The following is a 24788-nucleotide window of genomic DNA, read 5'->3' on the forward strand; positions in this document are numbered from 1 at the left end:
CAAACGCCCCGCGATGTGGGGTCATAATAATGTATTGAAGTTTATTGGTTTTTTTAGCTGAGGCGTTGAGGGCCGGCACGGATCCCCTGCGCCTGGCTGATCCAGGCGGGAACGGTGAATACGGCCTGAGGCGTAAAATGAGCATACGTTACGCGCGACACACTTGCCGGAGGCGTACCTTCCTGCGTCAGCATCGCGCTGAGCGTGTTCAGTAAGGCTAAATGGTGTGCCTGAAGCGGTAACGGTTCTTCAGCAACGGGCAGCGCCTGCGGTGCCATTGCGAAGGAAAGATGACGGATGACCGTACGAATAGCATGCTGATGCCAGTAATCGACGGTGAAATTGGGCCGACGATTGCTCGCTTCCAGCAACGCCAGTTGGCTGAAATTAACTCTAACGCGCTGTTCATGGCTACTGGCTGTCGCCTTTGCCGGCGTTGTTGGCTCAACGGTATTTCCGAGCGCGGGCAAGCCAAAACTCGCCGCGACCATCCCAAATAAGAGATGCGGCCAGAAGTAGCGTCTACCTAACTGTCGCCAGCGCGTCAGTATTCCACTCACGTTATTGCCATCCCAATCGTGTTATTCAAAACGTTTTTTGCGCACAAATCTTATCATTAATGCGCAGGCACTACAGCAGTATTGATGAGAAGTTACAGGCAAAAGTGCTTAAGAAAGCAGCGTTCGCACGGCATCGCGATTCAGTACGCGAAAGAACACAACCGAAAGGCACTTTTGCCAACAGGCAGGGAAGAAAATGTCAAAAAAAACGACTGGCTTACCTGGCCGGAGAGAGTGCCAGATTAACCAGTCGAATTTATGCGACAACCTGTGTCGTTATGCCAGTACGGTCGAAGGCGCTTTGAAAGCCAGCGGCAGTTCTGCGTCGTCCTGGAAGGTCACATATTCCCAGGCTTCCTGTTTTGCCAGAACAGCCTGTAGCAGTTTGTTATTCAGCGCATGTCCGGATTTGTACGCGGTAAATGCACCGATAATGTTGTGACCACACATGAACAGGTCGCCAATGGCGTCGAGCATTTTGTGACGAACGAATTCATCTTCAAAACGCAGGCCGTCTTCGTTCAGTACGCGATAATCGTCAACAACGATGGCACAATCGAAGCTGCCGCCCAGGCACAAGCCACGGGACTGCAGATATTCGATATCACGCATGAAACCGAAAGTACGCGCGCGGCTGATCTGGCGCATGAACGCATCAGCAGAGAAATTCATCGCATAGCGCTGAGTGCTGGAGTCGATCGCCGGATGGTTAAAGTCGATGGTGAAATCCAACGTAAAACCATTGTACGGTCTGAACTCAGCCCACTTGTCGCCATCTTCGACCCGAACGGTCTCTTTGATGCGAACAAATTTCTTGGCACTGTTCAGTTCTTCAATACCGGCATCAAGCAGCAGGTAGACGAACGGAGCAGCACTGCCATCCATGATCGGGATTTCCGGAGCATCGACTTCGATAACAATGTTATCGATACCCAAACCCGCCAGAGCAGCGTTAAGGTGCTCAACGGTTGAAATCCGTACATCATGCTCATTAACCAGACATGTACAGAGCATGGTATCACGCACAGATTTGGCATCGGCCGGGAAATCTACCGGTGGATTCAAGTCGGTGCGACGATAGATGACCCCGGTGTTGGCCGGCGCAGGGCGTAATGTCAGGGTGACTTTCTTGCCGGTATGTAAACCGACACCAGTCGCCTGAACGATACGTTTAAGTGTCCTTTGTTTGATCATCGTATAATCTCGCCAAATTACCTATCCAACCGAAGTGTACTATACATTCGGTGGGCCAGTTTAGCACAAAGAGCCTCGAATCCCAAATTCCAGCCAATTCTTAATCGGCTTGCTTGCGCAGGAACGCAGGGATATCCAGATAATCCGGCTCTTTCGCGGTTTGCGGCGTATTATCGTTCACCACTTTCGCGACCGGTTTCTGCTCTTGCGTCAACGGCGCCATCCCATGCTGCTGGTAACGATCCATCACCGGCTGCTGCACCTGTTTATTGGTGACCAGGGTGATTTCAGGACGCTTGTCCATACCGATACCGGTAGCAACAACGGTCACGCGCAACTCGTCGTTCATATCCGGGTCCAGAGAGGTACCAATCACCACGGTCGCGTTATCCGATGCAAAGGCACGGATGGTGTTACCCACGGTTTCGAACTCATCCAGACGCAGGTCGAAGCCCGCCGTGATGTTGACCAGTACGCCACGCGCGCCAGACAGATCGATATCTTCCAGCAGCGGAGAAGAGATCGCCATTTCAGCAGCTTCTTCTGCACGGTCTTCACCGCTCGCCACACCAGAGCCCATCATTGCGTAGCCCATTTCGGACATCACGGTGCGCACGTCAGCAAAGTCGACGTTCATCAGGCCCGGACGGGTAATCAGTTCCGCGATGCCCTGAACAGCGCCTTTCAGCACGTCGTTCGCCGCGCCAAACGCGTCGAGCAGGGAGATACCACGACCCAGCACTTTCAGCAGTTTGTCGTTCGGGATGGTGATCAGCGAGTCCACATGCTTGGACAGCTCAGTGATCCCCTGCTCCGCGAAAGCCATACGCTTTTTGCCTTCAAAATTGAAAGGCTTGGTCACGACTGCAACGGTCAGGATCCCTAAATCTTTAGCTACTTCAGCAACCACTGGCGCTGCACCGGTACCGGTACCGCCGCCCATGCCTGCTGCGATAAACACCATGTCTGCACCGTCAAGCGCTGCACGCAGAGCTTCACGATCTTCGTCTGCTGCATTGCGACCGACTTCCGGGTTCGCACCCGCTCCCAGACCTTTGGTAATACCACTACCGATCTGAATAGTCTGGCCAACCGCCGTCTTGCGCAACGCCTGAGCGTCGGTATTTACCGCGAAGAATTCAACACCCTCAATGCGCTCGCGCACCATGTGTTCAACGGCGTTACCGCCGCCGCCACCGACGCCGATGACTTTAATCACCGCGTCGTTGGTCAGTTCCATAGGTTCAAACATAGTTTCTCTCTCCGTTGTGCCTGTCGCCTGAGGCCGTAATTTTCGCCGGCCTCATAAAAAATTAAAACTCTTTTCGCAGCCAGCTATTAAGACGTTTAATCCAAGAGCCAACTGAAGCCGTAACACGCTTTTCTACTTCAGCTTCACCACTTAAGTGGGACTCTTTCCCGTAGTGAAGCAGCCCCACCGCCGTTGAGTAATACGGCTCCTGAGCGTAATCCGTCAGACCGGTAATATTCAGCGGCGCGCCGATACGCACTTGCGTATGGAACACGCGCTGGGCACAGGCGGCAAGACCTTCAATTTGCGCCGCGCCACCGGTCAGTACAATCCCCGCCGCCAGATGATGTTTCACACCCTGCTGGCGAAGCTGTTCCTGTAATTGCAATATCTCTTCGTTGACCAGGTTGAGCAGTTCGGTATAACGCGGCTCAATCACCTCTGCCAGCGTCTGTCGTTGCAGACTGCGCGGCGGACGCCCGCCCACGCTTGGCACTTCAACGCTTTCGTCTTTCCCGACGATGGATCCCAGCGCGCAGCCGTGGCGAACTTTAATCGCTTCGGCGTCGCTCGGCGGCGTACCGAAGGCATACGCGATGTCGCTGGTGACCACATTCCCTGCATAGGGGATCACTTTGGTGTGGCGCAACGCCCCGCCAGTATAAACGGCGATGTCCATTGTACCACCACCAATATCGACGACGCAGACGCCCAGTTCACGTTCATCTTCCGTCAAGACGGAATAACTGGCCGCCAGTCCGGCGAATATCAGTTGGTCAACTTTCAGGCCACAACGTTCCACAGCTTTAACAATGTTCTTCGCCATATCGTTGTGGCAGGTGATCAAATGCACTTTTGCCTGCATACGAACACCGGAAAGACCGACCGGGTTTTTAATCCCTTCCTGATAGTCAATCGCATATTCCTGCGGGATGACATGCAACACACGGTGCTCATCGCGAACGCGCACTGATTTCGCGGTATGCACGACGTTTTCCACGTCTTCCTGCGTCACTTCTTCTTCCGAAATCGGCACCATGCCGATTTCATTCTGACAGCTAATGTGTTTGCCCGAAAGCGCCAGATAGACCGAGGAGATTTGGCAATCTGCCATCAGTTCTGCCTGGTCAATGGCGCGCTGTACGCATTTCACCACGGATTCGAGGTCGTTCACCCCGCCTTTATCCATCCCCCGTGATGGGCAACTGCCCACGCCAATGATATTGACCATACCGTCGGGCAGAACTTCCCCTACTAAAGCGGCGACCTTCGCGGTGCCAATCTCCAGTCCAACTACCAGTTTTCTGTCCGTCGCCTTGATCATTGTTGTTCTGCCTGTACCTGATTCTGTTGCTGATTAGATTCCTCAGGAGGCAAGGGAACCCACCCTACTGCCGCTCCTGAGTCATAACGCAAATCAACGTAGCTAATCCGTTTGCCATCGGTTTGCGCCTGCTGCTGTAAAACCGGATACAGTTCTACAAAGCGAGCCAAACGTTTCATCGTGTCACCCCTGCCAAGATTGAGCTTAATATCGTTATTAAGCGTCAACTGCCAGGAACGACGAGCGGTCATTGCCGCCTCCTTCAGGGTAAACCGGTCCTTCGCCAACACCTGCGACATGTCACGATACCCCTGCAACACTTCACTCGCGCTGCCTTCGGGGCCAGATAACATGGGTAAAACCTGCTTGCTGGTGCGATCGGCCGGCACGCTAAAGGCATTTCCTTCGGCGTCCACCATATGCTGATCATTCCAACGCGCAATCGGCACATATTCAACCAGATGAATCTTCAATTCATCGGGCCATTGCTTTCTGACGCTGGCCTGCTTGATCCACGGCAAGCGTTCGATCTGACTCTGGATGATATTCACGTCCTGGGTCATAAAGGTGCCGGGCGCACCCAGCGCCAGAATCGACTGGCGAATATCATCATTCTTCGTGTAATGGCGCTCACCGGTTAACACCAGCTTTGACAGCGGCAAACGCTGTGCATCTTCCATCCACCCCAACACCACCCAGCCGCTGACCAGCACGGTACACAGCACCGTCAGCAGGAAGAAAATACCTGCAAGACGCGTTCCATTATTGCGACGTGAGGAAGAAACCTCTTCATCACTGTTTCGCGTGTTCAGCGCAGCCTGCGACATATCAGTCCGCCAACTCCAGAATTCGTACCACCAACTGCGAGAAACTCATCCCCGCCTGACGCGCCGCCATCGGCACCAGGCTGTGGCTGGTCATACCCGGAGAGGTATTCGCTTCCAGCAGATAAAACTGGCCATCGTTATCCAGCATGACGTCAATGCGACCCCAGCCTTTACAGCCCAGGGTTGTCCATGCTTTCAGCACGACTGCCTGTAAAATATCTTCTTGCTCGCTTTCCAGACCTGCAGGGCAGAAATACTGTGTCTCATCAGACAGATACTTCGCCTCATAATCATAGAAGGTTCCGGCAGGTTGGATACGAATTGCGGGTAAAATTTCTTCACCCAGTATCGCGACCGTAAATTCCGGACCGCTGAGCCATTTCTCGATCAGAACTTCTTCATCATGCTGAAATGCCAGCGTTAATGCATCCTGTAAAGCGTCATATTCTGACACTTTCGACATTCCCACACTGGATCCTTCACGGCTGGGCTTCACAATCAGCGGTAAACCCAGCGCAGAAATTTGCTTAACCAGTTCTTCATCAAGACCTTTTTCAAACTGAGATCGCGTCAGCGCGACCCATGGCGCGACAGGTAATCCCGCCCCCTGCCACAGCAGCTTGCTGCGCAGTTTATCCATGGAGATCGCCGATGCCATCACGCCGCTGCCGGTATAAGGCAAACCAACCAGCTCCAGCAGTCCCTGTAAGGTTCCGTCTTCCCCACCACGGCCATGCAGGGCGATAAAGACTTTCTGAAAGCCCATTGATTTCAGCAGCGTCACGTCGACCTCTTTCGGGTCGACCGGATGTGCATCCACGCCGCCTTCCCGTAATCCGGCCAACACTGCCGCGCCGGAATTCAGCGACACATCACGTTCAGCAGAGGTACCGCCCAGCAGGACCGCGATTTTATCAGCCATGTTGTTCGTCCTCCTGAATTTGCGGCTTCAGTTTGATTTCGGCTAAGGAACGCGCGATTTTGCCGATATTTCCCGCGCCCTGTACCAGAATCAAATCGTTGCCGGTTAATACCGGTGCCAGCATTTCTGCGACCTGCGCCGGATCGGAAACCAGAATCGGGTCGATTTTACCGCGACCACGAATAGTGCGGCACAGCGAACGGCTGTCCGCTCCTGGAATCGGCGCTTCACCCGCTGCGTAGACATCCAGCATCAGCAACGCATCAACCTGGGTCAGCACGTTGGCAAAGTCGTCATACAGATCACGCGTACGCGTGAAACGGTGTGGCTGAAACAGCATCACCAGATTTTTGTCCGGCCATCCCGCCCGCGCCGCTTTAATGGTCGCATCCACTTCCGTCGGGTGATGCCCGTAATCATCCACCAGCATTGCCGTACCGGCTTTACCGTTCACCGGCTCGAGCGGGTACTCACCGAGGAAGTCGAAGCGCCGCCCGGTCCCCTGGAAGCTTTCCAACGCACGCAGGATCGCATCGTCTGCAATACCTTCTTCCGTCGCAACTGCCACGGCCGCCGCCGCGTTCAGGGCGTTATGGCGACCTGGCGCATTCAACGTGACGCGCAGGTTTTGCATCCCCTGGCGCAGCAGGGTGAAGTGCCCTTGCGGGCCCACCTGCTGATAATCTTCGACGCGAACGTCTGCGTCATCGCTAAAGCCATAAGTAGTGGTCTGACGGCCCACGCGCGGCAAGAGCTCGCGGATCACCGGATCGTCAACACACATCACCGCACGACCATAAAACGGCAGGTTGTGCAGGAAATTAATAAACGTCTGCTTTAAATTTTCGAAATCGCCATGGTAGGTATCCATGTGGTCGGCTTCGATGTTGGTGACAATCGCCACCATCGGCTGCAGATGAAGGAATGACGCGTCGCTCTCATCCGCTTCCGCAATTAAGTAACGGCTATGGCCCAGACGCGCATGCACGCCTGCCGCTTTCACCAGACCGCCGTTAACGAAAGTGGGATCCAGTCCCGCTTCCGCGTAAATACTGGAGACCATCGCGGTGGTGGTCGTTTTACCGTGCGTCCCGGCAATCGCGATGCCATGACGAAAACGCATCAGCTCCGCCAGCATCTCCGCGCGGCGGATCACTGGGATGCGCGCTTCATGCGCCGCCACAATCTCCGGGTTATCAGCCGAGATGGCGCTGGAGACCACAACCACACTCGCATCTCGCACGTTTTCCGGGCGATGGTTGAAATAAATCGTTGCTCCCAGGTTCGTCAACTGCTGCGTCACCGGGTTAGGCGCTAAATCTGAACCACTGATCTGATACCCTTCATTGGCCAGAACTTCGGCAATACCGCCCATCCCGGCACCACCGATGCCGACAAAGTGGATGTGCCGAACGCGACGCATTTCGGGCACGATAGAACGCAGTTTTGCCAGTTGTTGTGTATTCATTCTTTACGCCATTCACTTCTCAATTCAGGCGATGCAAAAGGCACCGCTACAATTACGCCCGGGCAGCCCGGATCACTTCATTTGCGACACGCTCGGTGGCATCCGGAATGGATGCAGCGCGGGCACGTTCTGCCATGGTTAACAAACTTTCTCGCGACCACCCGCACAGGGTGCTGGCGACGGCATCCACAGTAAACTGCGGCTGCTCGAGAATTTTGGCTGCGCCCGCTTTTTCCAGCGGCAGCGCATTCCAGTACTGCTGTCGGTCTTTATGTTGAAACGGCACAAACAGCGCCGGTAAACCGGCGGCGGCAATCTCACTTACCGTCAATGCGCCAGAACGACAGACCACCACATCGGCCCACGCGTAGGCGGCCGCCATGTCATCAATAAATTCCGTTACCTTATGCTGGGGTTGCCCCACGTCGGCATAGGCCTGTTCTACAGTCTGCTGCGCGCCTTTCCCGCTCTGATGCCAGATAGTCACCGCATCACCCAGTCTGGCGGCAACCTGCGGCAGGGTCTGGTTCAGCACGCGAGCGCCCTGCGATCCGCCGACCACCAGCACACGAATCGGACCTTCGCGTCCGGCAAGACGATCCTGCGGCAACGGCAGCGCCAGCACGTCTGTACGTACCGGGTTCCCGACCACTTCCGCATTCGGAAACGCGCCAGGAAACGCCTGCATGACCTTGGTAGCAATTCTCGCCAGCCATTTATTCGTTAACCCGGCGATACCATTTTGCTCGTGCAACACGACTGGAATGCCCAGTGACCACGCGGCCAGACCGCCGGGACCGGAAACATACCCGCCCATCCCCAGCACCACATCGGGGTTAAAACTTTTCATGATTGCGCGCGCCTGACGCCATGCGTTGAAAATACGCAAAGGGGCGGCCAACAGCGCTTTCACGCCTTTTCCGCGCAATCCGGAGATACGGATGAAGTCAATATCGATGCCATGCTTAGGGACTAAATCCGCTTCCATACGATCTGCGGTACCCAGCCAGCGAACTTCCCAGCCCTGGGACATTAAATGGTGCGCGACCGCCAGTCCCGGGAACACGTGCCCGCCGGTACCGCCCGCCATCACCATTAACCGCTTCGCTTGACCACTCATCGTGAACCTCGTGTAAACGCCTGTGCTTTTTCCAGGCGCGTTTCATAATCAATTCGCAACAAAAACATGATGGCCGTCGACATAATCAGCAAACTCGAGCCACCATAGCTGATAAGCGGCAGCGTCAGACCTTTAGTTGGCAGCATGCCTGCCGCCGCACCGACGTTCACCAGAGCCTGAAAACTAAACCAGATACCGATGGAACAGGCCAAAAATCCGGAAAAACGGTGGTCGATCTCCAGCGCTTTGCGGCCAATCGACATCGCGCGAAAAGCGACGAAGAATACCATTAAAAGCGCCAATACCACACCGATATAACCCAGTTCTTCCCCAATGATGGCGAAGATAAAGTCCGTATGCGCTTCCGGCAGATACTCCAGTTTCTGTACCGAGTTGCCCAGCCCCTGCCCCCACATTTCACCGCGACCGAATGCCATCAGTGACTGGGTAAGCTGGTATCCGCTACCAAACGGATCTTCCCACGGGTTCCAGAACGAGGTTACGCGGCGAATACGATACGGTTCGGCGAGAATCAGCAGTACGACCGCAGAAATCCCCATGCCGATAATGGCAATGAACTGCCACAACTTTGCCCCAGCCAGAAACAGCATCGCCAGCGTGGTCACGAACAGCACGACCACCGTACCGAGGTCAGGTTGCGCCAGCAACAGGATCGCCAGTACCAGAATCACGCCCATCGGCTTTAAAAAGCCGCGCAGGTTATTACGAACTTCGTCAACCTTGCGCACCAGGTAGTTCGCCAGATAGCAGAACAGCGACAGCTTGGTAAATTCCGCAGGCTGAATACGCAGAGGACCTAATGCAATCCAACGCGATGCGCCGTTCACCGAACTCCCTACCACCAGCACGATCAACAGCATGATGATCGAGGCGATCAGCATCGTGGTACTGTATTTCTGCCAGAACTCCATCGGCAGACGCAGCGTGATCATCGCCAGACAAAATGCCAGAAAAATATAGAGCGCATCACGCTTGGCAAACAGAAACGGATCGCCCGCCAGACGCTGCCCAACGGGCATGGATGCCGACGTCACCATGATGAAACCGATCGCCGCAAGGCCTAACGTCAGCCATAGCAGCACGCGATCGTACATGATCAGACTGTCAGAATCTTTGTCCCGTGAGGCCATCACCCAGCCTTTAAGCGCCGCAAAGATCCATCCCAGGATGCCAAATCCCGGCAGGCGCGGCAGTCTCAGGCGAGGGAGAGATAAACGCATCAACCCAGCTCCTTCGCCAGACGGGTAAAGACATCACCCCGTTGCTCAAAATTCTTAAACTGATCGAGGCTGGCGCAGGCCGGAGACAACAGCACCATATCGCCTGACTTCACGCGCGGCGCCAGCAGGCGCATCGCCTCTTCCATCGTCTCGGTTTGTTCCGCAATTTCCGGGCGCAGCGCCGCCAGTTGCGCGCCATCGCGACCAAAACAGTACAACCGCACGCGATCGCCTTCCAGATAACGACTCAGCGAAGAGAAGTCCGCCGATTTACCATCGCCGCCCAGCAACAGATGCAGCGTGCCATCAACATGCAGGCCGTTCAGCGCCGCTTCGGTGCTGCCGACGTTGGTCGCTTTCGAGTCGTTAATCCAGCGCACACCGTTATGATCCAGCGCTAACTGGAAGCGATGCGCCAGACCGGTGAACGTCGTCAGCGCTTTCAGGCTGCTGGCGCGCGGTAAACCTGCCGCATCCGCCAGCGCCAGCGCCGCCAGCGCGTTGGTGTAGTTATGCTGGCCGGAAAGCTTCATCTCTTTCACGTTCAGCACTTTCTCACCCTTCACCCGCAGCCAGGTCTCGCCCTGCTGACGGTTAAGGTGATAATCGCCCATGTTGACGCCAAAGCTCACACAGCGCGCATCGGCTCCACGAATCGGCATCGTCAACGCATCATCGGCATTGACCACACAGACTTTCGCATTCTCGTAAACGCGCAGTTTTGCCGCGCGATACTGTTGTAAACCAAACGGATACCGGTCCATGTGATCTTCAGTAACGTTCAGAATAGTAGCCGCGGCCGCCTGCAGGCTGAACGTGGTTTCCAGCTGGAAGCTGGAGAGTTCAAGGACATACAGTTCGCGTTCTGCATCCAGCAGCATCAAGGCGGGCAGGCCAATGTTGCCGCCAACGCCGACGTTCACACCTGCCGCTTTCGCCATTTCACCTACCAGCGTCGTGACGGTGCTTTTCCCGTTCGAACCGGTGATCGCCACAATCGGTGCCTGCGCTTCACGGCAAAACAATTCGATATCGCCAACAATCTCAACACCCGCATCAGCCGCTGCGCTCAGTGACGGATGCGCGAGGGCGATACCAGGGCTTGCCACAATCAGATCCGCCGCCAGCAGCCAGTCGTCGTTCAGACTGCCGACATGACGCTCTACTGCCTCCGGTAACTTATCCAGTCCCGGCGGTGTCGCACGGGTATCCATCACGCGAGGGGTTACGCCACGAGCGAGGAAAAAGTCCACGCAAGAGAGTCCGGTTAATCCCAGACCGATAATGACGACGTTTTTACCCTGGTAATCAGCCATGATTAACGTACCTTCAGCGTTGCCAGGCCAATCAGGACCAGCATCAGCGAAATAATCCAGAAGCGCACAATCACGCGCGGTTCCGGCCAGCCTTTCAGTTCATAGTGGTGATGAATCGGCGCCATGCGGAAGATACGCTGCCCGCGCAACTTGAAGGAACCGACCTGCAATATCACCGACAAGGTCTCCACGACAAATACCCCACCCATGATCACCAGCAGGAACTCCTGACGCAGCAGCACGGCGATAATGCCAAGCGCGCCGCCCAGCGCCAGCGATCCGACGTCGCCCATGAAGACCTGCGCCGGATAGGTGTTAAACCACAGAAATCCTAAGCCCGCGCCGACAATCGCCGTACAGACGATTACCAGTTCGCCGGCATGACGTAAGTACGGAATATGCAGATAGTTGGCAAAATTCATGTTACCGGTCGCCCACGCCACCAGCGCGAATCCCCCCGCGACGAAGACGGTTGGCATAATCGCCAGACCATCCAGACCGTCAGTCAGGTTCACCGCATTACCGGTGCCGACAATCACGAAATACGCCAGCAGAACGTAGAACAGCCCCAACTGCGGCATGACGTCTTTGAAGAACGGCACCACCAGCTCTGTCGCTGGCGTGTCTTTCCCGGCGAGGTACAGTGCGAAAGCAACACCCAGCGCAATGACCGACATCCAGAAGTATTTCCAGCGCGCAATCAGGCCTTTGGTGTCTTTGCGGACCACTTTGCGGTAGTCATCGACGAAGCCGATAATGCCGTAACCAATCAACACCACCAATACGCACCAGACGTACGGGTTTGACGGGTAGGCCCACAGCAGAACGGAAATAACGATCGCCGTCAGGATCATGATCCCACCCATCGTCGGCGTGCCGCGCTTGCTGAAGTGGGACTCCGGACCATCGTTACGTACAACCTGACCGAAGGAGAGTTTTTGCAGACGGGCGATCATGCGCGGGCCCATCCACAATGAGATGAACAGTGCGGTCAGCAGGCTGACAATGGCGCGAAACGTCAGATAGGAAAAGACGTTAAAGCCGGAATAATATTTGACCAAATGTTCGGCCAGCCAAACTAGCATGATCCTTTCTCCTGTAATGCGCGTACGACCTCTTCCATGGCGGCACTACGTGAACCTTTCACCAAAATGGTAATTATCTGTTGCTCTGCAATCAGCGTCTGCAGACGCGCGATCAGCGCGGCTTTATCCGCAAAATGTTCGCCGACGCCACTCGCATCGCTGATAGCCTTGCTCAGTTTCCCTGAACTCAATACGCAGTCGATGCCTGCCGCTTTCGCCGCCTCACCGACCTGCACGTGGCAGGCTTCGCTTTCTGCGCCCAGTTCGGCCATATCGCCGACAATCAGCACACGGTAACCCGGCATTTCGGACAGCACCTGTACCGCGGCGGTCATTGACCCGACGTTGGCGTTATACGAATCATCAAGCAGCAGTTGGTTTTCCGCTAACTGGACAGGGAACAGACGGCCCGGTACCGCTTTTAAATTTGCCAGACCGGTTTTGATCGCCTCCAGCGTCGCGCCAACAGCCATCGACAACGCTGCCGCCGCCAGGGCATTGGCGATATTGTGACGTCCGGGCAATGGCAGCAGTACATCAATGCTTCCGCCAGGCGTTTGCAGTAAAAATTCGGTGACATGTGACGTCACATGGACATTGGTGGCAGTGAAATCGCTGTTGGTAGCATTCGGTGAAAAACGCCAGACTTTTCGATCGCCGATAATGTTCTGCCAGTTCAACCAGTCATTGTTATCGGCATTCATAATGGCAATGCCGTTTTCAGGCAGACCGGTAAAAATTTCGCCCTTCGCCTTCGCCACTCCCGCCAGCGAACCGAAGCCTTCCAGATGCGCCGCCGCCAGGTTGTTGACCAGTGCCGCTTCCGGACGCGTCAGGCTGACGGTCCAGGCGATTTCGCCCTGGTGGTTGGCACCTAACTCAATGACCGCATAGTCATATTCCTGGGTTAAGCGCAGCAGCGTCATCGGTACGCCAATGTCGTTATTCAGGTTGCCTGCGGTATAGAGCGTATTGCCACACTGGCTGAGAATCGCCGCCGTCATCTCTTTCACAGAGGTTTTACCGGACGAGCCGGTTAACGCCACCACGCGTGCCGGAACCTGAGCGCGAACCCACGCAGCCAGTTCGCCGAAGGCCAGACGGGTGTCTTGCACAATCACCTGTGGCAAATCAACCGCCAGCGGACGGCTAACCAAGAGCGCGCCCGCCCCCCCCTCTTTTGCCTGTTCGGCAAAATCGTGAGCATCAAAACGTTCGCCTTTGAGCGCCACAAACAGGCAGCCCGGCGTCAGCTTACGCGTATCGGTGGTGACGGCATCAAGGGACAGATCGCCCCCTTTCAGTTCGCCGCCGAGAATACCGGCGAGTTGGCTGAGCGTTACGCGAATCATGCGATCACCCCCAGCAGGCGCGCCGCAGTTACGCGGTCGGAATAGTCGAGACGCTGCGTACCGACAATCTGGTAATCCTCGTGCCCTTTACCTGCCACCAGCACGACATCGTTATCTTTCGCCTGCATAATGGCGTTGGTCACCGCTTCGGCACGGCCTTCCATCACTTTTGCACGACCAGCATCCAGCATACCTGCCAGAATGTCGTCGATAATGGCGCGCGGCTCTTCAGTACGTGGGTTGTCGTCCGTTACGACCACAACATCAGCGAACTCTTCGGCAATCGCCCCCATCAGTGGGCGCTTCCCTTTGTCACGATCGCCGCCGCAGCCAAAGACGCACCAGAGTTGCCCGGTGCAGTGCAGACGCGCCGCCTGTAGCGCTTTTTCCAGCGCATCAGGGGTATGGGCATAATCGACAACCACGGTGGTTTTACCCGGCGCGCTAAAGACTTCCATACGCCCGCAAACGGGTTGCAGACGCGCAGCAGTTTTCAACAAGTCAGCCAGTAGATAGCCCAGCGCCAGCAGCGTGGCCAGCGCCAGCAACAGATTACTGACGTTAAACGCGCCCATCAGACGGCTTTCAATTTCACCCTCGCCCCAGCTTGAGGCGAAGCGGATGGTCGCGCCGCTGTCGTGATAATTCACCTCAACGGCCTTCAGCCACCGGCCATGACAGTTAGGGTTAATATGATCTTCCATTGAGACGGCCACGGCATCCGGCAGTTTCGCCAGCCAACGGCGACCGACTTCATCATCCGCGTTGATAATTGCCTGCCCACAACGGTGCGTGGAGAAAAGTAGCCATTTCGCGGCTTCGTAATGCTCCATATCGCCATGATAATCCAGATGGTCACGGCTTAAATTGGTAAACACCGAGGCGGCAAATTTCAGCGCCGCGACGCGATGCTGCACCAGACCGTGGGAAGAGACTTCCATCGCGCATAAGGTCGCGCCCTGCTCGACCAGTCCCGCCAGCACCTGCTGAACGTCTACGGCCGAGCCGGTGGTATTTTCCGTTGGGATCACTTTACCGAGCAGGCCGTTGCCTACCGTGCCCATCACTGCGCTGGTTTCGCCGAGCAGTTGGCTCCACTGCGCCAGCAGTTGGGTCGTGGTGGTTTTACCGTTCGTGCCGGTGACGCCGACCAGACGCATGTTTTCAGATGGCTCGTGATAGAAGCGGCCCGCCAACGCAGATAAACGCTCGTTAAGCTGGCTGAGATAGATAACCGGTACGCCGTGCATTTCACGCACTTCACCGTCGGTTGCCTCGTCTTTTGCCTCTGCAATAATGGCAGCCACACCTTGCGCTATCGCCTGCGGGATATATCGACGCCCGTCCGCCTGATGACCTTTCACTGCCACAAAGAGATCGCCCGCCGCAGCCACACGGCTGTCGAGTGTCATCTCTCGCAGTTCTCGCGCAGGTAAACCTGATACCCACGGAGCAAGAAGGTCGCGCAAATTACGATCTGCCACCTGTTCCCTCGCCTTGATTAATTACGAATTCACTTTTTTCGCCCGTTGCCAGCGCATCCGGTTCGATGTTCATGGTGCGCAGAACGCCGCCCATGATGGCACCGAATACCGGCGCGGAAACGGCGCCGCCGTAGTATTTACCCGCCTGCGGATCGTTGATAACAACAACCAGCGCGAAGCGCGGCTGACTCGCAGGCGCAACGCCTGCGGTATAAGCAATGTATTTGTTGATATAGCGGCCATCCGGACCAACTTTCTTCGCGGTACCGGTTTTAATGGCGATGCGATAACCTTTAATCGCCGCCTTCACCCCACCGCCGCCCGGCAACGCCACGCTTTCCATCATGTGCACAACGGTACGTACGGTCGATTCCGGGAAAATGCGCTCGCCGGGAACCGGGGGATCCACTTTGGTAATCGACAGCGGACGATAAACGCCATAGCTGCCAATCGTTGCGTAGACTCGCGCTAACTGTAACGGGGTTACCATTAGCCCGTAGCCGAAAGAGAAGGTGGCCCTCTCTATGTCAGACCACCGTTGTTTTTGAGGATATAAGCCACTGCGTTCTCCGACCAACCCCAAATTGGTCGCCTTTCCTAGCCCAAAACGTGAGTAAGTATCTACTAACGCTGAGGACGGCATCGCTAACGCCAGCTTAGAAACACCGACGTTACTCGACTTCTGTAAAACCCCGGTCAGGGTCAATTCGCTGTAGCGCGCCACGTCTTTGATTTCGTGGCCATTAATTCGGTAGGGAACGGTATTGAGCACGCTGTTTTCCCGCACCACGCCGCGCTGGAGCGCGGTCATCACCACCATCGGTTTGACGGTAGAACCCGGCTCGAAAACGTCGGTAATGGTACGGTTACGCATCGCGTCTTTTGGCGTGCCGCTCAGGTTGTTCGGGTTGTAGGACGGGCTGTTCGCCATTGCCAGCACTTCGCCGGTACTCACATCAACCAGCACCGCGCTCCCGGATTCTGCCTTGTTAAACGCCACCGCATTGTTCAGTTCGCGATACACCAGCGCCTGTAGGCGTTCATCAATGCTCAGCGCGAGGTTATGCGCCGCCTGGCTGTCGGTAGAAGAGATATCTTCAATGACGCGACCGTAGCGGTCTTTACGCACAATACGCTCGCCCGGTTGACCGGTGAGCCATTTGTCAAAACTCTTCTCAACGCCTTCAATCCCCTGGCTATCCACGTTGGTAAAACCAATGAGGTGAGCGGTCACTTCGCCGGAAGGATAGTAACGACGGGACTCTTCGCGCAGATAAATACCCGGCAGCTTTAGCTTTTTGATGTAATCCGCCATATCCGGGTTTAACTGACGCGCCAGATAGATAAAACGCCCTTTTGGGTTGGCGTTGATCCGGGCAGACAGTTGGTCGAGGGGAATATTCAGGGCAGTGGAGAGCGCTCTCCAGCGGTCGCCAACGGTAATGCCCCCGGCTTCATGCACCTCTTTTGGATCGGCCCAGATAGCTTTCACCGGTACGCTGACGGCCAGCGGACGGCCCGAACGGTCGGTGATCATACCGCGCGACGTTGCCACTTCCTGTACGCGAAGCGAACGCATGTCGCCCTGACGGACCAGCATGTCCGGCGCGATAATCTGCAGCCAGGCGACGCGGCCCAGCAAGAAACCCAGCGCCAGTAAAATGCAGCCGCACAGCAACGCAAAACGCCAACTGATAAAGTTGGCCTGTTCTTCCTGACGTTTTGGTTTTAGCGTTTTTGCCGCTGCTTTCATGCGTCGCGTTTTTCCTTATTTTTGCACTACGATATTTTCTTGTGAGGGATCAACATGCTGCATTTGCAGCTTCTCCGTTGCGATCCGTTCAACCCGGCTATGATCGCCGAGGGCATTCTCCTCAAGAATCAGGTTGCGCCACTCGATATCCAGCGCATCGCGCTCCAGAACCAGTTGTTCGCGTTGCGCAGTCAGTAATCGTGTGTGGTGCGCGGTTGTTACCACCGTCACCGCCGTCACAATGATGCAAATGAACAGGCAGAGTGGCAGCTTCCCAAATCGCAAAAGATCGTCACCGATCACGCCAGGCAAAGCATGGCGCTCGTTGCTTCCAATCGATCCCTTAACTTTGCTGAGGGCCTCTGTCACTCTGCTGTTCATGCGTTCGTCCTCTCTGCAATACGCAGAACTGAACTACGGGCACGAGGATTCTCTGCAACCTCTTCTTCACCCGGCATCAACTTGCCTAATGCTCTTAGCTCACGACCGCCCAGTTTTTTGAGCTGCTCTTCCGTCATCGGTAATCCTGCCGGAACCTGCGGACCACGGCTTTGCTCACGCATAAAGCGTTTCACAATGCGGTCTTCCAGCGAGTGGAAACTGATGACAGAAAGCCGCCCCCCCGGGGCCAGCACGCTGAGCGAGCTTTTTAGCGCCTGCTCTATCTCCTCCAGTTCACTGTTCACCCAGATGCGCACCGCCTGGAAGGTACGGGTCGCGGGATGTTTGAATTTGTCTTTCACCGGCGTTGCCGCCGCGACCACTTCCGCCAGTTCTTTCGTGCGGGTCATGGGCTGTTCGCGGTTGCGCTCAACGATGGCGCGGGCAATACGTTTGGCAAAACGCTCTTCGCCAAAGGTTTTCAGCACCCAGGCGATATCGGCTTCTTCTGCGGTTTGCAGCCATTCAGCAGCCGACTGGCCGCGAGTGGGATCCATGCGCATATCCAGCGGGCCGTCACGCATGAAAGAAAAACCGCGCTCAGCGTCGTCAAGCTGCGGTGAAGAGACGCCAAGATCGAGAAGAATCCCGTCGATCTTGCCGGTCAGTTCGCGCTCGCCAACATAGTCAGCCAGCGCGGAGAAAGGTCCATGAATGATGGAGAAGCGAGGATCATTGATGGTCTGGGCGACGGCGATCGCCTGCGGATCGCGATCGATTGCCAGCAGACGTCCCTCTTCGCCAAGCTGCGAGAGAATGAGACGCGAGTGACCACCGCGACCAAATGTTCCATCAATGTAGATGCCATCAGGACGAATATTGAGACCGTTTACGGCCTCGTCCAGCAGCACCGTGGTGTGTTTAAAATTTTCCATCATCTTATAGAGACAAGTCCTGCAGGCGCTCCGACAACGTCCCGGTCGCACTCTGCTCAGCGTCGATATCTTCCTTGACCTGTTGATACCAGGTCGTTTCATCCCACAGTTCAAACTTATTGAACTGTCCAACCAGCATCACTTCTTTTGTCAGCCCGGCATGTTGCCGCAGGACAGGCGCCACCAACAATCGCCCGGCACTGTCCATCTGACATTCACTGGCATGCCCCAACAGTAAACGCTGCACACGGCGTTCTACCGGGTTCATGCTCGACAGACGCGATAATTTTTGCTCGATAATTTCCCATTCAGGCAGGGGGTAAAGCAGCAGGCACGGGTGATGGATGTCAATGGTACAAACCATTTGACCGGTAGCACTCTCGATCAGTTGATCCCGGTAACGGGTAGGCACAGATAAGCGCCCTTTACTGTCGAGATTGACTAACGTTGCTCCCCGGAACATGCCAGTCTCCCCCCTCATTACCACTTTGCCCCACAAATTCCCACTCAAAGGAGTTTACGGAGCGGAGGAAAAGCTTGTCAAGCGAGTCACAACGCTTACCTGAGTAAAAAACCCAATGTTTACGGCTAATATCAGCGTTGATTAAATTCTGTCCAACGAACGAAGCAAATTAACGTCATGAATATTTGTAAGAAAAAATCCCAAAACTCATCACCGCTTTAAAACGAACAATTATTCTCAGGAGGGAATATAAAGTGTCAGTTTGCGACGCGAGCGGCATTTTAGGACATATTGCATCATGAATACAGTCCCTGTTTATGGCTGCAAACACCGCGCACCAACAAGCCCGCCGAGACATTCGTGCTGGGGCGACAAAAAGTGTTTGTTAATTCGGCAATTCACGACAAGCATGTAACAAAATAATACATATCTAACCTGCCGTTACGTCTCAATAACCTGAAACCGCCTCTGTTTCGTTTAAATACGGATTATTTCGGTAAAGTTGAGAAAATTATAAGGAATAATCTTAATTATGGTGAGGGTATTGTGGAGAGGGGAGCGTTAAGTTGCGCCAGAAAAATTGTCTTCTGGCGCAGAATTCAAAAATTGACTAGCTGCGGCTTAATACGCCACGACGATAGAGATTACGTTTAATGCGCGTTAAACCAGGTTTTGGTTTACGCGGCTCATCCAGACTCGCCAGGACAATTTCCAGCACGCGCTCTGCAACATCACGATGGCGCTGCGCCACGGCCAGAACCGGGCACTGTAAGAAATCCAGCAGTTCGTTGTCGCCAAAGGTCGCAATCGCCAGGTCGGAAGGCAGCTTACCATCACGACGCAACGTCACATCCATCACCCCCTGCAACAGGGCAAATGAGGTGGTAAACAGCGCCTGCGGCATCGGATGCGTCTCCAGCCATTTTTCAAATAGCTGTGCCGCCGCGTCACGCTCATAGCTGTTGGCATACAGAAAATTCACTTCACGCGGATCGTCTTTCCAGGCAGCACGGAAACCCTGCTCGCGCAGGAAGCTCACAGACAACTCCGGCAGCGCGCCCAGATAGAGCACGGTGTCAGCCGGGAACTTACGCAACTCTGCGGCCAGCATTTCGGCATCGTCCTGATCGGCACCCACGACACTGGTAAAATGTTCACGATCTAATGCACGATCCAGCGCCACAATTGGGAAGGTATCATTGGCCCAGCGTTGATAGAACGGGTGTTCCGGCGGCAACGATGTGGAGACAATGATCGCATCAACCTGACGCTGTAAAAGATGTTCAATGCAACGCATTTCGTTATCAGGCTGATCTTCCGAACAGGCAATCAGCAGTTGATAACCACGCTGGCGCGCCTGGCGTTCAAGATAATTCGCAATACGGGTATAGCTCGTGTTCTCCAGATCCGGGATCACCAGACCGATAGAACGTGTGCGTCCAGCACGCAGCCCGGCAGCCACAGCATTCGGGTGGTAATTATGCTCACGCACCACCGCCATGACTTTTTCGACAGTCTTGTCGCTCACGCGGTATTGCTTTGCTTTTCCGTTAATTACGTAGCTTGCAGTCGTTCGCGATACACCAGCCAGCCGAGCGATTTCATCCAGTTTCACAATTGCCCCTTGCGTAAAATGTACAAACCATAACCATTGTAACGGCATGGGTTAAAATCGGTAACATCTAAGCGCAGAATAGTTACTGCGGCAACCGCTTTTATTCCGGGTTACCACGGATTTCGCAAAAAAATGCCCAACGGAGGACGTTGGGCATATGAATTAACGAAAAGAGAATGATTAGCGCATTATTTTGTCGCCGCGCGATAGTCCCACCACCCCGGAACGCGCAACCTCAACGATTTTCGCCACTTCGCGCAGCGTTGCCAGAAAAGCGTCCAGCTTATCGCTGGTCCCCGCCAGCTGAACGGTGTAGAGGTTTGGCGTGACATCAATAATCTGCCCACGAAAAATCTCCGTGTTGCGTTTCACCTCTTCCCGACCATAGCCGCTGGCCTGAATCTTCACGAGCATGATTTCGCGCTCGACGTGCGCGCCGTGCCCAAGTTCGCTGACCCGCAACACATCCACCAGCTTGTGCAGTTGCTTTTCAATTTGCTCCAGTACTTTCTCGTCGCCTACCGTCTGGATGGTCATACGAGAGAGCGTCGGATCGTCCGTCGGCGCGACGGTCAGGCTCTCAATGTTGTAACCCCGCTGAGCAAAAAGGCCGATCACGCGCGACAGCGCACCGGATTCGTTCTCCAGCAGTACTGATAATATCCGGCGCATAATCAGGTCCTCTCCGTTTTACTTAACCACATTTCATCCATCCCGCCGCCGCGAATCTGCATCGGGTAGACGTGTTCGCTGCCATCGACGGTAACATCAACAAACACCAGACGACCGTTTTTCACTTGCGCCAGCGCTTCACTCAATTGACTTTCCAGTTGATCAGGACGAGAAATCTGAATGCCGACATGTCCGTAGGCTTCCGCCAGGCGAACAAAATCAGGCAGCGACTGCATATACGATTGAGAGTGACGACCCGAGTAGATCATGTCCTGCCACTGCTTCACCATGCCCAGATAACGGTTGTTCAGGTTTAGCACCAGAACCGGCAGTTTATACTGCAGCGCGGTCGACAACTCCTGAATGTTCATCTGAATACTGCCGTCACCGGTCACACAGACCACCGTTTCCTCCGGCAGCGCCATTTTTACCCCCAGTGCCGCAGGCAGGCCGAAACCCATCGTACCGAGACCACCAGAGTTGATCCAACGGCGCGGTTTATCGAAGGGGTAATAAAGGGCGGCAAACATCTGATGCTGACCCACATCCGACGTCACATACGCATCGCCATTGGTCAGACGCCAGATAGCCTCAATGACCGCCTGCGGTTTGATACTTTCGCTGTGCGTGTCATATTTCAGGCACTGACGCGCGCGCCAGCGTTCAATCTGTTGCCACCAGTCACGAATATCATCCAGCGGCTGCTGAGCGGATTCCTGCGGCAATAATTCCAGTAACTGCTCCAGCACCTGACGTGCATCCCCGACAATCGGGATATCCGCCGTCACCGTCTTGGAAATGGATGTCGGGTCGATATCAATATGCAACACCGTTGCATTCGGGCAATACTTGGCCAGATTATTCGTTGTGCGATCGTCAAAACGTACCCCAACGGCAAAAATCACATCGGCGTTATGCATCGTCATGTTGGCTTCATAAGTGCCATGCATGCCCAGCATCCCGAGCGACTGACGGTGCGTTGCGGGAAATGCCCCAAGCCCCATCAGCGAAGAGACCACCGGCAGGTTAAGCGTTTCGATGGTCTGACGCAGCTGCTCGTGGCATCCCGCCGTCACCGCCCCGCCGCCGACATAGACAACCGGTTTTTTTGCCGCAACCAGCGTTTGCAGAGCGCGCTTAATCTGCCCTTTATGGCCCGCCGTGGTCGGGTTATACGACCGCATGCTGACTGATTCTGGCCAGGAATAAGGCAGTTTTTTGCCGGGATTAAGAATATCCTTCGGCAAATCCACCACCACCGGACCCGGACGACCGCTCGCCGCCAGCCAGAAGGCCTTTTTCAGCACCTGTGGAATATCTTCCGTCTGCTTCACCAGAAAACTGTGTTTCACGACCGGGCGGGAGATCCCCACCATGTCGCACTCCTGAAAGGCGTCGTAGCCAATCAACGAGGTCGCGACCTGACCGGAAAGAATCACTAACGGAATAGAATCCATATACGCCGTTGCGATTCCAGTAATCGCATTGGTGGCGCCTGGGCCGGAAGTTACCAGCACCACGCCCACTTCCCCCGTTGCCCGCGCCAGGCCATCGGCCATATGCACGGCCGCCTGTTCATGGCGGACGAGCACATGATCGATCCCACCGACCGTATGCAACGCATCATAAATATCGAGGACGGCGCCCCCGGGATAACCGAATACCTGCTTAACGCCCTGATCGATAAGCGATCGGACGACCATTTCGGCTCCAGACAACATCTCCATGGCTTGCCTCACTGAATGACGATTAATGATGTGTAAAACACCTTAACCGCTCCCCAGGGCGCAGGCAATTCAGAGAAAGGGGGAAAGACGCCGGAAAATAAGCATAAAAGAGAGGTAAGCGACGAAGAAACGGTGAATTAAACTAAATTTTTCTCAGATAATGAGAATTAATCGGTTGAAAATGGGCGCATACAGCGAATCATCAATTTTTACGCGAATGAAAGAAAGATAGCCAGACTCAATTCAGAATAAAATGCCAATAAATAAAAAACAGACAGGATAAACCGGATGTCTGCACCCGGTTTATCTCATTCATGCCTAACGCTTGCAGACGGAAGCTAACAATTCTTCCATCCATTGGTGCCCTTTGTCCCGACCCGCAGCTTCATGCCATGACAGATAACAAGTTCTGCTATTCAATTTTAAAGGTAACGGTAATATTTGTAGATCCAGAGAGGGTGCAAACTCTTCAGCTAACCAGCGAGGGGCAATAGCCACCAGATGCGTTTGCGAAACAACATTAAGCACACTGATTAATGCCATCCCCTGATAGGCTACACACGATTGCGAATCAACCGAGTCATACCAGGGCCGACTAAACGAGTCAAAACGGTCAAGTGAAACGACCGCATGCTGTTCATTATAAACATCGCTTTCCACCAATGGTCCGTTAATGCGTGGATGCTTACGACTGGCGACCAGCACCATTTCGTCATTAAACAATGGAATACTTGTAAATTCAGGACGACGGAATTCTTCATAACTAATAACGAACTCAGTTTCCTGATAACGTAATTGGTGTTCAGTATCCTTATTTAAAGAGGACTTAAATACAACATGAATATTAGGGGCGATTTTTTCAATACGATTATAAATTAAAGAGGTCAGAATATTATCCAGCGGACTGCAAACGCAAAGATGAAACACACGCTCACTGCTGCCAGGTTCAAATCCTGAACCGGGCAATTCATTCTGCACTAATTGCAGCGCCTGGCGGACGGAACCGAAAAGCTGGAAGGCCCGCGCGGTGGGTTGAATACCGCGACCGTAGCGAACAAAAAGTTCGTCATTAAACATCACTTTAAGACGCGCCACGGCGTTACTTACGGCTGGCTGCGACATGCCAAGAGCATGCGCGGCACGGGTAATATTCTGCTCCTGCATTACCGCATCAAATACAGTCAATAGATTAAGATCAACCATACGAAGTTGCGGTTTATCCATCTCTAAATGATGGGGATTAGGTTTATCAACGGTTACTTCTGGCATACTTAACTCCACTGTCACGCTTAACTCCCTTTTTGCTTGCCGGAATGCAGAGAAATAATCTCAGAAAATATGATTTACCATGCATATAAAATAAGAAAAAGGGCAGAGATAAAATTTCGGAAAACATAAAGGTGCGGGAAGATCGCCGTAAAAACCCCGCATCAGCACGATGTGGAATCCTTCCCCGCACGATAAATCATAAATTTCAATGACGGGAGCAATATAAACATAAGCGACGCCAATAAACAATCATGAGCTTTATGAATAAAATGCTGGCATTCAATTAAATTTTTATATTACTCACGCGTTAATTCTTAACATTAGCTTATCAATTGCCATATTCACCCCCATTATTAATTTATTATTAACTACCATAAAATCTTCAAAATCATATGGATAACTAATTTATTGCGTTCGTGACTTATCAGACTGCCGTGACAGCATTTGAAAAAAAGCGTGCTTAAATATGTCAAACGATGAAAAGTGTAAGCCCTCCGCCGTTTTTTCATCGGCAATAACAGAAAAAGTTCAGCACAATTAGCTAAATCAGCCCCTCCCTTTTCTTCTGACTGGGGCGGTGTTTTCAGCGGTGGGGTTGACATCAGTCATCGTATCCAGTACCACTAAAAGCATATCGCATTCGCCTGGAGTTGATTTAATGATTCGTATCGCTCGCTTTAACGGTCTACTACTACTAAACGCATCTTCGTTGCGCGGTAGACTGGTGAGCGGCATTCAGCATTAAGTCGTATCCAGTAAGATAAAAAACCCGCGCCGTTGCGCGGGTTTTTTTATGCTCGAAGCAAGGCGCCCTAAAGACTAAGGACC

General features: G+C 54.1%; 22 protein-coding genes. 1 reads left to right on the forward strand and 21 read right to left on the reverse strand.

What is annotated here, in order from left to right; all coding sequences use genetic code 11:
* Positions 1-53: 53 nt before the first annotated feature.
* From secM to leuO, 21 genes are all read right to left on the reverse strand, one after another.
* Entirely contained in the window at positions 54-560 is a 507-nt protein-coding gene (gene secM / locus OGW13_RS07240) for a secA translation cis-regulator SecM (protein ID WP_042997930.1), read from the reverse strand.
* Positions 561-836: 276 nt separating this feature from the next.
* A complete protein-coding gene (gene lpxC, locus OGW13_RS07245; RefSeq protein ID WP_000595473.1) occupies positions 837-1754 on the reverse strand; it encodes a UDP-3-O-acyl-N-acetylglucosamine deacetylase in 918 nt (305 codons plus the stop codon).
* Between the two features lie 100 nt (positions 1755-1854).
* A complete protein-coding gene (ftsZ, locus tag OGW13_RS07250) occupies positions 1855-3006 on the reverse strand; it encodes a cell division protein FtsZ (protein ID WP_004857884.1) in 1152 nt (383 codons plus the stop codon).
* A gap of 61 nt (positions 3007-3067) precedes the next feature.
* Positions 3068-4330 (reverse strand): cell division protein FtsA, encoded by a 1263-nt coding sequence (gene ftsA, locus OGW13_RS07255; RefSeq protein ID WP_003018755.1) that lies wholly within the window; start codon positions 4328-4330, stop codon positions 3068-3070.
* The gene (gene ftsQ, locus OGW13_RS07260) at positions 4327-5157 is read right to left on the reverse strand and encodes a cell division protein FtsQ (RefSeq protein ID WP_042997932.1); all 831 of its coding nucleotides are present in this window, start codon (positions 5155-5157) and stop codon (positions 4327-4329) included. The genes ftsA and ftsQ overlap by 4 nt, the downstream gene beginning before the upstream one ends.
* 1 nt (position 5158) lies before the next feature.
* Positions 5159-6079 (reverse strand): D-alanine--D-alanine ligase, encoded by a 921-nt coding sequence (locus tag OGW13_RS07265; protein ID WP_042997933.1) that lies wholly within the window; start codon positions 6077-6079, stop codon positions 5159-5161.
* On the reverse strand, positions 6072-7547 hold the full coding sequence (gene murC, locus OGW13_RS07270; protein ID WP_044255474.1) for a UDP-N-acetylmuramate--L-alanine ligase: 1476 nt from the start codon (positions 7545-7547) through the stop codon (positions 6072-6074). Before murC ends, OGW13_RS07265 begins: the two co-directional genes overlap by 8 nt.
* A gap of 52 nt (positions 7548-7599) precedes the next feature.
* Entirely contained in the window at positions 7600-8667 is a 1068-nt protein-coding gene (murG, locus tag OGW13_RS07275) for an undecaprenyldiphospho-muramoylpentapeptide beta-N-acetylglucosaminyltransferase (protein WP_044255477.1), read from the reverse strand.
* On the reverse strand, positions 8664-9908 hold the full coding sequence (gene ftsW, locus OGW13_RS07280; RefSeq protein ID WP_042997936.1) for a cell division protein FtsW: 1245 nt from the start codon (positions 9906-9908) through the stop codon (positions 8664-8666). Before ftsW ends, murG begins: the two co-directional genes overlap by 4 nt.
* Positions 9908-11224, reverse strand: coding sequence for a UDP-N-acetylmuramoyl-L-alanine--D-glutamate ligase (gene murD, locus OGW13_RS07285; protein WP_042997937.1), 1317 nt, complete (start codon positions 11222-11224; stop codon positions 9908-9910). Before murD ends, ftsW begins: the two co-directional genes overlap by 1 nt.
* 2 nt (positions 11225-11226) lie before the next feature.
* Complete coding sequence (mraY, locus tag OGW13_RS07290) at positions 11227-12309, reverse strand: phospho-N-acetylmuramoyl-pentapeptide-transferase (RefSeq protein ID WP_042997938.1); 1083 nt, start codon at positions 12307-12309, stop codon at positions 11227-11229.
* Positions 12303-13661: a UDP-N-acetylmuramoyl-tripeptide--D-alanyl-D-alanine ligase gene (murF, locus tag OGW13_RS07295; RefSeq protein ID WP_287115843.1), complete on the reverse strand. Its 1359-nt coding sequence runs from the start codon at positions 13659-13661 to the stop codon at positions 12303-12305. Before murF ends, mraY begins: the two co-directional genes overlap by 7 nt.
* On the reverse strand, positions 13658-15145 hold the full coding sequence (gene murE, locus OGW13_RS07300) for a UDP-N-acetylmuramoyl-L-alanyl-D-glutamate--2,6-diaminopimelate ligase (RefSeq protein WP_109739876.1): 1488 nt from the start codon (positions 15143-15145) through the stop codon (positions 13658-13660). The genes murF and murE overlap by 4 nt, the downstream gene beginning before the upstream one ends.
* Positions 15132-16898 carry a peptidoglycan glycosyltransferase FtsI gene (ftsI, locus tag OGW13_RS07305; RefSeq protein WP_042997941.1) on the reverse strand — a complete coding sequence of 589 codons (1767 nt, stop codon included), beginning with the start codon at positions 16896-16898 and terminating at the stop codon, positions 15132-15134. Before ftsI ends, murE begins: the two co-directional genes overlap by 14 nt.
* A gap of 15 nt (positions 16899-16913) precedes the next feature.
* The gene (gene ftsL / locus OGW13_RS07310) at positions 16914-17279 is read right to left on the reverse strand and encodes a cell division protein FtsL (protein ID WP_287115844.1); all 366 of its coding nucleotides are present in this window, start codon (positions 17277-17279) and stop codon (positions 16914-16916) included.
* Complete coding sequence (rsmH, locus tag OGW13_RS07315; RefSeq protein WP_044255494.1) at positions 17276-18217, reverse strand: 16S rRNA (cytosine(1402)-N(4))-methyltransferase RsmH; 942 nt, start codon at positions 18215-18217, stop codon at positions 17276-17278. The genes ftsL and rsmH overlap by 4 nt, the downstream gene beginning before the upstream one ends.
* A 1-nt stretch (position 18218) precedes the next feature.
* Positions 18219-18677: a division/cell wall cluster transcriptional repressor MraZ gene (mraZ, locus tag OGW13_RS07320; RefSeq protein ID WP_044255498.1), complete on the reverse strand. Its 459-nt coding sequence runs from the start codon at positions 18675-18677 to the stop codon at positions 18219-18221.
* Positions 18678-19287: 610 nt separating this feature from the next.
* Positions 19288-20292, reverse strand: a complete 1005-nt coding sequence (cra, locus tag OGW13_RS07325) for a catabolite repressor/activator (RefSeq protein ID WP_042997944.1) — start codon at positions 20290-20292, stop codon at positions 19288-19290.
* Between the two features lie 180 nt (positions 20293-20472).
* Entirely contained in the window at positions 20473-20964 is a 492-nt protein-coding gene (gene ilvN, locus OGW13_RS07330; protein WP_042997945.1) for an acetolactate synthase small subunit, read from the reverse strand.
* A gap of 2 nt (positions 20965-20966) precedes the next feature.
* The gene (gene ilvI, locus OGW13_RS07335) at positions 20967-22691 is read right to left on the reverse strand and encodes an acetolactate synthase 3 large subunit (RefSeq protein ID WP_044267398.1); all 1725 of its coding nucleotides are present in this window, start codon (positions 22689-22691) and stop codon (positions 20967-20969) included.
* 318 nt (positions 22692-23009) lie between these two features.
* Positions 23010-23960 (reverse strand): transcriptional regulator LeuO, encoded by a 951-nt coding sequence (gene leuO, locus OGW13_RS07340; RefSeq protein WP_042997947.1) that lies wholly within the window; start codon positions 23958-23960, stop codon positions 23010-23012.
* A 658-nt stretch (positions 23961-24618) separates the two neighbouring features.
* On the opposite strand from leuO, the gene leuL reads away from it, so the two are divergent.
* Positions 24619-24705: a leu operon leader peptide gene (leuL, locus tag OGW13_RS07345; protein WP_042323878.1), complete on the forward strand. Its 87-nt coding sequence runs from the start codon at positions 24619-24621 to the stop codon at positions 24703-24705.
* Positions 24706-24788 lie beyond the last annotated feature (83 nt).

This window comes from Citrobacter sp. Ca225 (assembly GCF_030337175.1).
Taxonomy (GTDB): Bacteria; Pseudomonadota; Gammaproteobacteria; order Enterobacterales; family Enterobacteriaceae; genus Citrobacter_A; species Citrobacter_A amalonaticus.

What these genes read in the sequence shown, in the direction of transcription:
- lpxC (WP_000595473.1), bottom strand. Translation starts at nt 1,754, where the DNA reads ATGATCAAACAAAGGACACTTAAACGTATCGTTCAGGCGACTGGTGTC.
- ftsZ (WP_004857884.1), bottom strand. Translation starts at nt 3,006, where the DNA reads ATGTTTGAACCTATGGAACTGACCAACGACGCGGTGATTAAAGTCATC.
- ftsA (WP_003018755.1), bottom strand. Translation starts at nt 4,330, where the DNA reads ATGATCAAGGCGACGGACAGAAAACTGGTAGTTGGACTGGAGATTGGC.
- ftsQ (WP_042997932.1), bottom strand. Translation starts at nt 5,157, where the DNA reads ATGTCGCAGGCTGCGCTGAACACGCGAAACAGTGATGAAGAGGTTTCT.
- OGW13_RS07265 (WP_042997933.1), bottom strand. Translation starts at nt 6,079, where the DNA reads ATGGCTGATAAAATCGCGGTCCTGCTGGGCGGTACCTCTGCTGAACGT.
- murC (WP_044255474.1), bottom strand. Translation starts at nt 7,547, where the DNA reads ATGAATACACAACAACTGGCAAAACTGCGTTCTATCGTGCCCGAAATG.
- murG (WP_044255477.1), bottom strand. Translation starts at nt 8,667, where the DNA reads ATGAGTGGTCAAGCGAAGCGGTTAATGGTGATGGCGGGCGGTACCGGC.
- ftsW (WP_042997936.1), bottom strand. Translation starts at nt 9,908, where the DNA reads ATGCGTTTATCTCTCCCTCGCCTGAGACTGCCGCGCCTGCCGGGATTT.
- murD (WP_042997937.1), bottom strand. Translation starts at nt 11,224, where the DNA reads ATGGCTGATTACCAGGGTAAAAACGTCGTCATTATCGGTCTGGGATTA.
- mraY (WP_042997938.1), bottom strand. Translation starts at nt 12,309, where the DNA reads ATGCTAGTTTGGCTGGCCGAACATTTGGTCAAATATTATTCCGGCTTT.
- murF (WP_287115843.1), bottom strand. Translation starts at nt 13,661, where the DNA reads ATGATTCGCGTAACGCTCAGCCAACTCGCCGGTATTCTCGGCGGCGAA.
- ftsI (WP_042997941.1), bottom strand. Translation starts at nt 16,898, where the DNA reads ATGAAAGCAGCGGCAAAAACGCTAAAACCAAAACGTCAGGAAGAACAG.
- ftsL (WP_287115844.1), bottom strand. Translation starts at nt 17,279, where the DNA reads ATGAACAGCAGAGTGACAGAGGCCCTCAGCAAAGTTAAGGGATCGATT.
- rsmH (WP_044255494.1), bottom strand. Translation starts at nt 18,217, where the DNA reads ATGATGGAAAATTTTAAACACACCACGGTGCTGCTGGACGAGGCCGTA.
- mraZ (WP_044255498.1), bottom strand. Translation starts at nt 18,677, where the DNA reads ATGTTCCGGGGAGCAACGTTAGTCAATCTCGACAGTAAAGGGCGCTTA.
- ilvN (WP_042997945.1), bottom strand. Translation starts at nt 20,964, where the DNA reads ATGCGCCGGATATTATCAGTACTGCTGGAGAACGAATCCGGTGCGCTG.
- ilvI (WP_044267398.1), bottom strand. Translation starts at nt 22,691, where the DNA reads ATGGAGATGTTGTCTGGAGCCGAAATGGTCGTCCGATCGCTTATCGAT.
- leuO (WP_042997947.1), bottom strand. Translation starts at nt 23,960, where the DNA reads ATGCCAGAAGTAACCGTTGATAAACCTAATCCCCATCATTTAGAGATG.
- leuL (WP_042323878.1), top strand. Translation starts at nt 24,619, where the DNA reads ATGATTCGTATCGCTCGCTTTAACGGTCTACTACTACTAAACGCATCT.